General features: G+C 40.0%; 11 protein-coding genes and 1 tRNA gene. 7 read left to right on the top strand and 5 right to left on the bottom strand.

Annotated elements, in window-relative coordinates:
• Positions 1-29 precede the first annotated feature (29 nt).
• Positions 30-105: transfer RNA gene (locus VIM94_RS08900), tRNA-His, on the top strand.
• A 465-nt stretch (positions 106-570) separates the two neighbouring features.
• Positions 571-1,002: a hypothetical protein gene (locus VIM94_RS08895; RefSeq protein WP_332038944.1), complete on the top strand. Its 432-nt coding sequence runs from the start codon at positions 571-573 to the stop codon at positions 1,000-1,002.
• A 5-nt stretch (positions 1,003-1,007) separates the two neighbouring features.
• Here the strand turns inward: VIM94_RS08895 and VIM94_RS08890 are convergent, their stop codons facing one another.
• On the bottom strand, positions 1,008-1,439 hold the full coding sequence (locus tag VIM94_RS08890) for a hypothetical protein (RefSeq protein ID WP_332038943.1): 432 nt from the start codon (positions 1,437-1,439) through the stop codon (positions 1,008-1,010).
• 224 nt (positions 1,440-1,663) lie between these two features.
• On the opposite strand from VIM94_RS08890, the gene VIM94_RS08885 reads away from it, so the two are divergent.
• Together VIM94_RS08885 and VIM94_RS08880 are read left to right on the top strand one after the other, a co-directional pair.
• Positions 1,664-1,912 (top strand): DUF7218 family protein, encoded by a 249-nt coding sequence (locus VIM94_RS08885; RefSeq protein WP_332038942.1) that lies wholly within the window; start codon positions 1,664-1,666, stop codon positions 1,910-1,912.
• A gap of 261 nt (positions 1,913-2,173) precedes the next feature.
• Positions 2,174-3,550 (top strand): MATE family efflux transporter, encoded by a 1,377-nt coding sequence (locus VIM94_RS08880; protein ID WP_332038941.1) that lies wholly within the window; start codon positions 2,174-2,176, stop codon positions 3,548-3,550.
• Positions 3,551-3,620: 70 nt separating this feature from the next.
• On the opposite strand, the gene VIM94_RS08875 is transcribed toward VIM94_RS08880, so the two are convergent.
• Positions 3,621-4,217 carry a hypothetical protein gene (locus VIM94_RS08875; RefSeq protein WP_332038940.1) on the bottom strand — a complete coding sequence of 199 codons (597 nt, stop codon included), beginning with the start codon at positions 4,215-4,217 and terminating at the stop codon, positions 3,621-3,623.
• Between the two features lie 87 nt (positions 4,218-4,304).
• Positions 4,305-5,273, bottom strand: coding sequence for a DUF438 domain-containing protein (locus tag VIM94_RS08870; protein ID WP_332038939.1), 969 nt, complete (start codon positions 5,271-5,273; stop codon positions 4,305-4,307).
• Positions 5,274-5,446: 173 nt separating this feature from the next.
• Between VIM94_RS08870 and VIM94_RS08865 the strand changes: the two genes are divergently transcribed.
• The 3 genes from VIM94_RS08865 (at position 5,447) to VIM94_RS08855 (ending at position 8,090) form a co-directional block, all read left to right on the top strand.
• Complete coding sequence (locus VIM94_RS08865; protein ID WP_332038938.1) at positions 5,447-6,682, top strand: peptidase U32 family protein; 1,236 nt, start codon at positions 5,447-5,449, stop codon at positions 6,680-6,682.
• Complete coding sequence (locus VIM94_RS08860; RefSeq protein WP_332038937.1) at positions 6,682-6,912, top strand: ferredoxin; 231 nt, start codon at positions 6,682-6,684, stop codon at positions 6,910-6,912. The genes VIM94_RS08865 and VIM94_RS08860 overlap by 1 nt, the downstream gene beginning before the upstream one ends.
• A 542-nt stretch (positions 6,913-7,454) precedes the next feature.
• The gene (locus VIM94_RS08855) at positions 7,455-8,090 is read left to right on the top strand and encodes a response regulator transcription factor (protein ID WP_332038936.1); all 636 of its coding nucleotides are present in this window, start codon (positions 7,455-7,457) and stop codon (positions 8,088-8,090) included.
• Between the two features lie 87 nt (positions 8,091-8,177).
• Here VIM94_RS08855 and VIM94_RS08850 read toward each other — a convergent pair whose 3' ends face one another.
• Positions 8,178-8,729, bottom strand: a complete 552-nt coding sequence (locus tag VIM94_RS08850; RefSeq protein ID WP_332038935.1) for a hypothetical protein — start codon at positions 8,727-8,729, stop codon at positions 8,178-8,180.
• Between the two features lie 383 nt (positions 8,730-9,112).
• Positions 9,113-11,764 (bottom strand): HAD-IC family P-type ATPase, encoded by a 2,652-nt coding sequence (locus VIM94_RS08845; RefSeq protein WP_332038934.1) that lies wholly within the window; start codon positions 11,762-11,764, stop codon positions 9,113-9,115.
• Positions 11,765-12,122 lie beyond the last annotated feature (358 nt).

Here is a 12,122-nt window from a genome sequence, read left to right as displayed (position 1 = left end):
TAAATTACATTTGCAACCGCAATTAAAATGGTGGTTGTAGCTCAGCTGGTTAGAGCGCCGGATTGTGGTTCCGGAGGTCGCCGGTTCGAAACCGGTCTTCCACCCCTTTATTGAGCCCTTCAGAAATGAAGGGCTTTTTTTGTGGCCAAAACTTCACTGAAAAGCTACCGGCTAAGAAGCCAGTCCCGATTAGAGATCACGGGGACGGCATACAGGCCTAAAGGTTTTCCAGTCTTATCCCATAAATAATGATCTTTACCCGATAAAACAGAAGATATATCGATTAAATAATTCTTGGCTTGATAAATTGCTGATAATAGCGTTAAAAACGTTAAAATTATTGATATTGATTTGGTTTAAATCTAAATTTAATGCGTAAATGATTTAAAATTAAGGGGTTCTTTCTGCTTTTTGCTCTTACAAAAAAATTGCTTTTTCTCAAGTAGGACTTAAATCAAATTACAGAATTAACTTCTTAGAGCTAGCCAATCAAAGATTCCCGGGCCCGTAGGAGGCTATCTGGCCCGGGATTTTCTTTTGCTTTAAAATTAGTTTTGTTACCTTTTAAGGATGAAGAAAAAAGAAATCCTGCTCCTGGTTTTTATCCTTCTATTATTGTACCCCGTTTATATGGCGTATGAAGTGTTAGAGTTGTTTTCTTCCGCACAAAATCCGGGGGAAATAAGGGCTGATATCACCGGATATCAACTAAGCATCTGGTTAAGTTGGGTTGGAATGATGGTGGTCTCAGTATATTATAAATGGATCCAAACAGATAATTTCTTTTTTAAACTCACCTATTTTTTTCTTGTTTTAGCCTTTGGTGCCTTTGGATATTTTACTCAGCTTGCACTTAATCTCTTCAGGAATCCATCCCGCTTTAGTGATTCTTATACTTTGGGAGTTATTACTGCACTTCAACACCTGGCTGTAGCAGCAATCCTGACTATTTTTCTACAAATAGCCGTAAGTCTGTTTCAAACTAAATGGCATCGTCTTTAATAAAGCTATATAACATACTTATTCATCGTTTTTAGACTGTCAAGCAATTCCCTGGTTTGTTGACGGTTCTCCAGTAAAGTAGCCCTTATTTCGCCTACTGTAGTTTTTGCAAGGGCTTCCTGGCAGAGCTTGTAAGAATTTAATTCCATTTTAAGGCATACCGTTTCTATCTTTTCCCTACCAACCTCGGGCATAGATTTATCCGATTCGGCTAACCCCTTGGCATCAGTTGCAGGATCTATCTTTCCATAGCGCATTAGATGACGTTGAATATCCCTGTTAAACCTCTTTTTTTGCCTGATCAATTTGGACAACAGCCCTTTTAAAAAAAGTCTTTTCTCTTTCTCCCTGATTTTTTGGTAAAATAGTTCAAGGTTCTTATTTAATATGTAGAGTTTCCTTAACCTTCTTACCGAGTCTTTCATGTTTGCTTTCATAGTCTTTCATGTTTGATTTCCTATTGTGTAAACTGCTTGGGATGACATCAATAATATAAAAAAATTCAGCTGGAAAACAGAAGGTTTTAACTTATTTTTTTTAACGCCTCGGGGGTTCTAAAACACTCTAAATAAAGGAAGTATTTAGAAAATCCTTTGAAAATTTTAACCTTCATCATAATCTAATTTTCTTAACTTGAATTCAGAATTTAAAATTTTGAATTATGGCTAAAGATCATGGACCTAGTATTAAGAATGACGAGCAGTATGAAGAACTCAGGGAAGAAGGAATGAGTAAACAAAAGGCAGCCCGGATCGCTAACGATCCTAAATCTGGAAAAAAAGGAGGGAAGGCAGATAAATATGAGAAACGTACAAAAGAAGAACTCTATGAACAGGCTAAGAATGTAGGCATTGAAGGGCGAAGCGATATGACCAAAGATGAACTCATTAAGGCCCTGAGAAATTCCTGAATACTTTTTTCCTTATTTGTAAGAAATTTCATTAAATTAGTTGAACTGATTTTCGAAGCCCCCCATCAGGAAGTCTTCGGAATAAGGGAACCTCTTTGCTCTCGATGTAAGGAGGTTTTTTTGTGAAGTTAAATAGAAACTTAACTTTGCTGCTATTCATTTTTTACATAAATAATCCTTAAAATATCTTTTTCAGTAGCTATGCTGGCCTGGCTTTATCTATATTTTCCTTACTTGCAGCATTAAACTACTTACATTTCCGTGGCTAAGAAAAGACAGGTAAAATACACCGAAGGTAAAATTCTCAATTCATTGGTAGGATTGGCCTGGCCTATAATTCTGGCTAATATTCTGCAAACGGCCTATCAGTTGATAGATACTTTCTGGCTCGGACGTATAGACGCTGATGCCGTAGCGGCTGTAAGTATCAGTTTTCCTATACTTTTTCTTATCCTTAGCCTGGGAGCAGGTCTCACCCTGGCCGGAACGGTGATTGTCTCCCAGTTTAAAGGAGCCGAAGACCAGGTTCAGGTAAATTACAGCTCTTCCCAAACGGTTTTTGTGATCTTCTTTATTTCGGTGCTTCTTGCGGTTGTCGGTTACTTTTCGGCAGCCCCCTTGATGAAACTGATAGGGGCAGGCCCCGAGATTCTGGAGGACTCAGTAAGTTATTTCCAGGTTTCTTCCTGGGGTTTTATCTTTTTGTTCATGTTCTATGTCTTCCAGTCTTTAATGCGAGGCATAGGGAACGTCCTCCTGCCTATGTACATTGTTCTGGCAACTGTGTTTCTTAACCTGGTTCTGGATCCCCTGTTTATTTTTGGCTATGGCCCAATCCCGGGCTATGGGGTAGCCGGAGCTGCCGTTGCAAGTATTGTAACTCAGGGCTTATCTGCCCTTGCGGGGCTTATTATTCTTTTCCGCGGAAAGAAGGGGATAAAGATAAGTTTCAGCCAGATGAAATTCGATTTCCCCTGGACCCGGCGTATGTTCAACATAGGAATTCCCTCCAGTATGGAAATGTCTACCAGGGCCGCGGGAATGACCGTTCTTATAATGCTGGTAACGAGTTTTGGAAGTGAGGTAGTGGCTGCCTATGGAATTGGGAGTCGCATCCTTAGCCTTATTGTTGTTCCTGCTTTAGGCTTTGCGATGGCTACAACCACCCTTGTAGGTCAGAATATTGGGGCAGGGAAGATCAAACGGGCAGAGCTCATAGGGAATTTGAGTGCTAAAATTGCATTTTTTGGTCTTACCGCGGTGGGGATGGTGCTCTTTGCATTTGCCGAACCGGTAACCGCTTTTTTTGTTCCTGAAGATCCCGACGTGATAAGAGATGGCTCTTTGTTTATTAAAATAATGGCGCCCAGTTTTGGGCTGCTTGGTGTACAACAGGTATTAAATGGGGTCTTTAACGGGGCTGGATTTACCAAGGCCTCGCTGCTGATTTCGGTTTTTTCCTTGTGGATGATAAGATTTCCCTTCGCCTTTGTACTTTCAAATAATACCGGACTAGGCTTTGAAGGGATCTGGTGGGCTTTTCCTTTCTCTAATTTTCTTGCCGCTATTGTAGCTTTTATTTATTTTAAAATGGGTTACTGGAAATTAAGAACCATTCGCTACCGGCACAGAAATTAGTTGCAAATTTTTCTTCGGAATTACCTTGAAAAAAGCCCCGAAACTTTTAGGTTTCGGGGCTCAATAATTTTTACTGCTCTTTCGGGGGCGTGATCATAATGTGGGCCCGGTGCGTCCCGGGATCCATCAACCAGGGCATTCCAGGTAGATTTGGTTTATCCGGAAGGCCGGTTTCCTCGGTTGTGGCATAGGGCATATAAATTACATACCGCATATGAGAATCCTTTAGTTCTCCGCTTTCTTTGTTATAATTTTTATCATCCCCGCTTAAGATATAGGTCATACTTGGAGAGTCCGGTAGTTTCAGGCTGCCGGCTTCTGCTTCTTTTCTGCGGGTTTCCCGTATTTCCATCATCTCCTTCCCTTCAGCCTTTAATTCTCTTCCCCTGGCCATAAAAGGATCTAGTTTTTTGGAATAACAGGAAACGCTGATTCCTTTTCGGTTGGGATCATCGGCAAGGCAAACCAGATTGTTGGTTCCTTCTCTCAGAACGATCATTTTTCCCGATTCATTATAACCATACACCATTGCCCCGTCCCGGTCTTCTTCGGGTGCGGCAAGGGTCGCTGTTTTTATCTGAATTTCCTTCGGGAGGATTTCGGCCTCCTGGGCAGTAGCTCCAAAGCCTGTGAAGCTTAATAGTCCTGCAATTAATAATGCTCTCATAGTGATTGATTTTTTCTCTGAAAATAGCTTCAGAATTCTTATTTAGCTAAAGATAATAATTTTGAACTACAAGAACATATCTGGTTGTTAATCCCAGTTCAGTAAACGATTTTCTCCTTCAATCTTTTTGATGTCGGTAATATCCTGGGACATTTCTATCACTCCCCTGTATTTTTTCTCTGAATCTCTTACCGCAAAATAGCGAATGTAAATAAGTCTGCCTTTAAAGTTAATCCAGAAGGAAGCTTCGTTTTTAGTTCCTTTTTTAAATTCCTCCAGGATCTTTAATACGGTTCCCACACTTTTGGGTGGATGACAAAATCTAACTTCTCTCCCAATAATCCCCGCACTTCTTGGGAAAACCCTTTCCTCTCCGCGATTGTAAAAGATCACCTTGTCGTTTTCGTCAACAAAAGTAATATCCAGGGGCATTGTTTTTAATAACAGGTTGACCTGGTCTACAGTCATATAGCCTTCATCATAATGCGAGGTATTCTCCAGGCTGAAAGTAAGCTCTCTCTTAGTAGTATCCTGGGCAGGATGGATATATTCTTCTTTCTTCGGAAAGGCAACCGGAGTCTCAACTAACATCCAACCTATTTCTTCTTCTCCTTTGCGCACCTCAATCCAATCCTTTTCTGAAAGAATTTCCAGAGCATTAGGAAAGAGCACATCTTCTTCGATCAGAAGCAAACGATGAATTCCGCTGATTAAAAACCCTGCATCAGCAGCAACTTCTTTATATTCTCCTTTAGCGATCTTTTTCCGAAGTAACCGGAATTGTTCCCTGAGATTATCATGGAAAGACCACATCCCCTGGCTTGGGCCATTCCACCCCTTTTGTTCCAAAAAAGGAAATAACTGGTTCTCTTTTCGTTCAAAACGCCTTTCAATGCTTTGTAATTGGTTGAAAATATTATAGTATTTCTGGGTTTCAAAAGCAGGGTCGGTTTCTTTAAGTTCTCCCAGTAATTTTTGGATGAGTTCTTTTTCTTTAAAATAGATCTTTACCGGATGTCCTTCCGGAAGGGCACTAATATCGAGGCTTGCGTTCATAGTCTTTATTTTAGGACAAAGAAAGAGCTCAAAAATGTGTTCAAATATGACCTTAATCACAATGGAAAGATGGGATTTTTGTTTTTTTTGCAGTGTTTTTTCAACCGAAGCAATTTGGGTGGGAGAATATTTCCTGAAATCAGGAATAAAAACTATCACTAAACAGTTTTAAAATGAAGACAAAGATTGAACTTATGGCTCCGGCGGGAAATTTTGAATCCTTGCAGGCAGCTATTGACAATGGTGCCGATTCAGTTTATTTTGGAATAGATCAGCTTAATATGCGGGCAAGAGCCTCGATGAATTTCACGATGGAAGACCTCCCGGAAATCACCCGCAGATGTGAAGCAAAAAACCTGAGAACCTATCTCACCCTTAATACTATTATCTACGATCATGATCTTTCACTCATTAAAACACTATTGAACAAAGCAAAAGAGGCAGAGATTACAGCGGTGATCGCTTCAGACCAGGCGGTGATCGCTTCAGCAAAAGAAATAGGAATTCCGGTACATATCTCTACTCAGCTTAATGTCACCAATATTGAAACGGTGAAATTTTACAGCCTATTTGCTGAAACTATGGTGCTTTCCCGGGAGTTAAGCTTGCGCCAGGTAAAAAAGATCACCGAGCAGATCGAAAAAGAACAGATAAAAGGACCTTCAGGCGAGCTGGTGAAGATCGAGATCTTTGGACACGGAGCGCTGTGTATGGCGGTATCAGGAAAATGTTATTTGAGTCTGCATTCTGATAACTCCTCGGCTAATCGTGGAGCCTGCAAACAAAATTGTCGAAAGAAATATACCGTGACCGACCAGGAAACCGGTTTTGAGATTGAGATCGATAACGAGTATATGATGTCGCCTAAAGATTTATGTACCCTCGATTTTCTTGACCAGGTAATGGATGCCGGCATCGGGATTCTTAAAATTGAGGGTCGTGGTCGAGCCCCTGAATATGTAGCTACGGTAACCCGTGTATATCGTGAGGCTATAGATGCGCTTTACGATGATACTTTTACTTCGGAAAAAGTGGATGCCTGGATGGAACAGCTGGCAACCGTGTACAATCGTGGCTTCTGGAGCGGCTACTATCTTGGTCAGAAACTCGGGGAGTGGAGCAAAACCTCCGGTTCCCAGGCCACACAGAAAAAAGTATATGTTGGGAAAGGAGTGCATTATTTCCCTAAAGCCGGAATCGCAGAATTTAAAATTGAGGCATACGATATTAAAAAAGGAGATAAACTCCTGATTACCGGTCCAACTACCGGTGCTAAGGAACTTCAGCTTAATGAATTTTTTGTGGATGAAGCCAGTGCCCAAAAAGCAATCAAAGGAGATTCCTGTACTATTAAACTTCCGTTTAGGGTTAGGCTTTCAGATAAACTATATAAAATAGTAGAGGCCTAATGGTAGTAATCACCTTGCAACGCCACAAGTGTATTGGTTGTAATTATTGTGTGGAGCTCGCTCCGGGCCAGTTTCAGATGTCCAGGAAAGATGGTAAATCGGTGCTTTTGAGAGCTACAGATAACAAAGGCTTTCATACGCTGAAATCTCCTGACCATAGTATCCTGGAACCGGCTGAGGCGGCAGCAGCCGCCTGTCCGGTGAAAATTATCAAGGTTAAGGAAACCTGAAGTTATGCATTACTGCCGGGTAATTTTCCCGAATGCCGCGGAAATTTTGTTATTCTAAATAAACTTTCAGCTTTAAGCTAAAATCCTGAATATTAAGGTTTTGTTTCTTCGGGTTTAATCAATAAATATTACAGGAAAACCCTTATTTTTTATTGAAAATCAGTGAGATTTAATTTTTGTGGTTAATTTAATATTCATTAAATTTAAAATCCTCCCGGATTTTCTCCCCCATTATTTTTTAACCCTGGTCTTATGGAAAAGTGGTGCCTGATATATGCTCTTCCTCTAATTCTTAAACCTGGTAACAGCTTGAGGGAAGAACAAATATTTGTGTCAAACCACTCTTACTCCAAGCTGTTTTTTTTTAAAAGTATTTCAGTTTATTACTTGCTGAAAACGTCTTTTAGACTTCTTATACAAATTCTCTCCCCCGGCCGATTTTTTTTCGACCTGTTAATCTTTAAACTGAAAAATTTCAGTCTTAAAGCTTTTTCCTCAAAAGCCTTTATACGCTCAAACTTTTGTTTTTATATTTTTTAATTATGCAAACCAGACTTTTGTTGTTTGAAGGTGATGAAAAGCTTCGGAAATCGCTTAAAGCGGTTTTGGAAAGTGGAGGGGAATATTTGGTTTTAGGAGCCTACGAAAATGTTACAAATATCGATTCGATTCTTAGGCTTGAAAAACCAGATCTGATAATCCTTGATGCGGGACTGCCCGGAGGGGTTGCTGCGATTTCAGAAATAAAAAAAGAGAAACCAGAAACCCTTATCCTTATTTATACCAGTGACATAGACGAAAAGAAACTTTTTAAGTGTTTTTGTCGTGGTGCTAATGGTTTTCTTCTTAAAAACTCTTCGCTTATAGAGGTTTACGAAGGGGTTAATGAATTGAAAAATGGCGGTGCACCAATGTCTCCCGCCATAGCTAAGCTTGTACTTGAATCTTTTAGAAAACCTTCAAAAAAGAATGAAGAGAATTACAATCTCACCGACAGAGAAATTGAGGTCCTGAAACTTCTTATAAAAGGACTTAGTGTAAAGCGTATTGCCAGTGAATTGAATATGGCTTTTGAGACCTCCAGGTCTCATCTTAAGAATATCTATCAGAAACTAAATGTACACTGTGGCAAGGAGGCTATAGCAAAGGTCTTCACAGAGAAAATTAACCTGAAATAGTTTCGGTATAATTAATTAAAAATACAGATCAGTGATATTTGAACAAAAAAAAAGAGCCTGAGAAGGCTCTTTTTCTAAACACATTTTTTAGTCTATGGCAAGTCTACCATCTTCGGCTTCCTCGTCCAGTCTAATACTTTGACTTTTATTGCCTTTAACCAGTTTTATTTTATAATAAGCTTTTTTAATCTGGTCTCCTTTTCCACGGGCAACATATTTATTTCCTACGACGGCCCAGCCTTTGTGATCGCGGTATAGATCTACCATAATTTTTCTTGAAAGTTTAACATCCTTAAAAGATTGTCTATGTCTTCCTAATTCTCCCTCATCATCGAACTCTGCGTTTAAAGCTCCTTTTGAAGTTTTTAAACTAACAAGATAAGTATCATAACCCTTATCCAGATGTTCGATTAAACCAAGGATATCAAAGTTATTTACCATAAATCTAACGGGATTTTGCATAAACTCTCCAGTGTATTTTTCCTTTACTGAAAAGGTGAATTCATCAGCTTTTCCAGCAATAAGTTTCTCAGAAACCGGGTTCATAAAAATCCTGGCTTCGTCTAGTTTAGTGATTTCCTGCGCTTCTGCGGTTGCAAAAAAGCAAATCAACAACGAATAAAAAATTAAATTTTTCATAACAATAATATTTAGTGATTAATAATTCTGTTTTTAATCGTCAAATTTGTGTTATTGGGATCACTTCAGAATTCTGAATTTTGGGAATCAATGTTTTTTGAATTGGATCGGGAGGTAGGTTTCCCGGTAATTCCTTACAGAAAACTGAAGGGTTTAGCTTCTGCGTACTTGTGATTTCTTATATGTAAAAGTAGATGAAAAGAGTACTATCCACAATCCCTTTTTAGGGTGAAATTTTTCAGGTCTTATTAGCCAAGGGGCTTATAAACAGTATATTATCCTAAAAAAGGGGATATGTACCCCCTCTTTAAGGGGGAGTAGATTTTATTAATGTTTGAAAATAAATGGTTTATTTCAGTTGAATCCGGTTATTTAAGTTAGAATTAACTCCACTTGCTGTGAAAGACTTTAAATATTTCCATTGTCACCAGAATTAAAGCTGCGGTGAAGAATAACCTGATCCATTCTACTCCAGAAACCGCATCCAGTGATAGTAGCTCCTGCATAAAGGGAATGTGCATGGCAAGAATGTGAATACCCTGTGCGGTTAGGATGCCTATAAGGAGGATATAATTATTACTTAAAGGAATTCTGAATACCGACCGGGTTTCTGAGCGTGCATTGAGCGCGTGGAAATTCTGAAGTAATACCATTAATAATAAAATGAGATTGCGGGCCGTGCTTTCCTCATAATTTAGATTATTTAGCAAATGATACCATAGGCCAAAGGCCAGCATACTGATAACCGAAGCAGACACCAAAGTTTGTTTGATCATTAGGGGATCAAAGATACTTTCCTCTGGTTTTCGGGGTTTCTGGGTCATTACCTTTTTCTCTCCGGCTTCAAAAGCGAGAGCCACATCCTGTATTCCGTTGGTGACAAGGTTTAACCAGAGCAGTTGTACAGGAAGGAAGGGCAGGGGCAGGCCTGCGATAAGTGCCATTCCAATACTTAATAGTTCGGCTGCTCCCGTAGAGATCAATAAATAGATTATCTTTCTAAGGTTGGCATAAGTAAATCTACCTTCCTCAATGCCGGCAGCGATAGAGGCAAAATTATTATCGCTTAAAATTATTGAGGCGGTATCCTTGGCCACATCAGTCCCGTAACCCATGGCTATCCCAATATTTGCTGTTTTCAGGGCCGGAGCATCATTTACCCCGTCCCCGGTTACCGCGATAAAATGTCCCGATTCCCGTAAAGCTTTTACTATTAATTGTTTTTGACTCGGGGAAACACGGGAGTACACATGTTTTGTTCTTAAGATCTCCCGGAAGTTTTCTTCGCCCCGGGCGAGAATTTCTTCCAACTCGTTTCCACTTATCAGTTCATCTTTCCCTTTTGCGATTCCGATCTCTTTTGCGATGGCCAGGGCCGTTGCCGGATGATCTCCCGTGATCATAGCCGCCTGAACTCCCGCCCGGTAACAATCCTCTACCGCCGGTTTTGCTTCCGGCCTTAATGGATCTATAAGGACAATAAAACCCAGAAATTCCATTTCCGGTAATTCTCCTATAGGTTTTATCTCGTCAACAACTCCGCCTCCCACAGCTATGATCCTGTAACCATTCTGGGCATAGCGCACCGATTCCTCAAGAAGCTTGCTGTATTTCTTTTCGTCTATCCTGGGGCGTAGTTTTTCTACCGCCCCCTTATAAGCGATTTTTAATTCCTGGTCTTCCTTATAATACACCGCCGCGTATTGTCTTTCTGATTCGAAAGGGATTTCGCTTATTTTTTCTGTACTCTGAAGTAGCTCTTTTGGGGAAGAATTTCCCTTGTATGCAATACTTAACAAGGCCACATCTATAGGATCTCCTGAATAGCTCCAGTCGCCGTTGTTTTTAAACAACTCAGCCTCATTACAAATAGTTATGCTGTTTATAATTTGTCTAAGATCTTCTGAGACATCCAAATTAACTTCAGAATCGTTTTCATTCCTGATCTTTCCTTCTCCGTTATATCCTTCTCCGGTAAGGCTAAAAACCTGGTTGTTGTTAAGAACTATCGCCCTGGCCGTTTGCTGGTCTACGGTTAGGGTACCTGTCTTATCGGTAGCGATAAAGGTACAGCTACCAAGACCTTCTACGGCAGTTAGTTTTCTTATAATAACATTTCTTTTTGCCATTCTGGAAGCTCCTATGGAGAGAGCCACGGTCATGGCTATAGGCAGGCCTTCCGGAATAGCCGAAACAGCCACCGCCACTGCGAAGAAGAATATCTCTTTTATCGGAATTCCACTGTAATAACCTGCTATCCCCAAAATAATAACAGCTATAAGGATTATTATACTGATGCGTTTGGTGAATTTTTCCATTCGCTTTACCAGGGGAGCTTTTCCTATGCTTAAGTTTTTTAGGGAGGAAGCTATCTTTCCTATTTCTGTTTCTTTTCCCGTTGCGATAACCAGACCGGTTCCTCTTCCCGTACTGATAGTAGTTCCTGCAAATAACATATTGAAACGTTCAGCTACAGGAACATTATCTTCTTCCAGGGGCTCGCTTATCTTGTCTATGGCAAGGGACTCCCCTGTAAGAATGGCTTCTTCGGCAGTAAGATTGGTCTCCCTGATTATCCTGATATCGGCAGGAACTTTATTGCCCGACTCCAGAATTACAATGTCGCCGGGAACCAGTTCTTCCCCATCTATCACAAAACTTCTCCCATCCCGTTTTACGCGCACTTTTAGCTTTATCATCTGTTCCAGGGCCGAAGCCTTGGCCTCAGCTTTCCACTCCTGAAAAGCACCTATGATGGCATTGATAAGAACGACTACAATTATAAAACCGGCATCTGAATATTCTTTGAGTATAATAGAAACTATCGCTGCCACCAGTAAGACGTATATTAGCGGACTTAAAAACTGGTTGAGGATGATCTTGAATAAGCTTAGTTTTTTGGCAGAGGGCAGGGTATTTCGGCCGTATTTTTCCATCCTTTCAGGGATTTCATCCGAAGATAGTCCTGCCGGGGTAACGTTGAGCTTTTTAAGGATCTCTTCTGCGCTGTAATGGTGCCAGTGAAATTCTGCCATCTTATTTAATTAAACCAGTTACTTTAAATGTCTTAAATAGGGCGTTGGGTTATCATATCATAGAATGCCTGTTTTAGGGTAGGTAAGTGGGGCAGGTAATCATCTTACAAGCTGATAAAAAGAAAGTTATACCTGTTCTAAAATACGAAATTTGCAGAATTTGAAAGCTTGATAATTAATTTTATATATGAAAAAATAAAATACTATACAACCACAATTGATACATATAAAATAAAAAATGGGTTATCAAATTAAAAGCTTCTGTTTCTTATCAAAACCTGATGACAATCATACACCTATAGTGTCTTAATGAGTATATTTGATTATCCGAATACTGTTTGTTTATAGGGGGTTTCAG

Origin of the sequence: Salegentibacter sp. (assembly GCF_036568425.1) — a bacterium.
Taxonomy (GTDB): domain Bacteria; phylum Bacteroidota; class Bacteroidia; order Flavobacteriales; family Flavobacteriaceae; genus Salegentibacter.
This window is presented reverse-complemented; position numbering and strand designations above follow the sequence as displayed.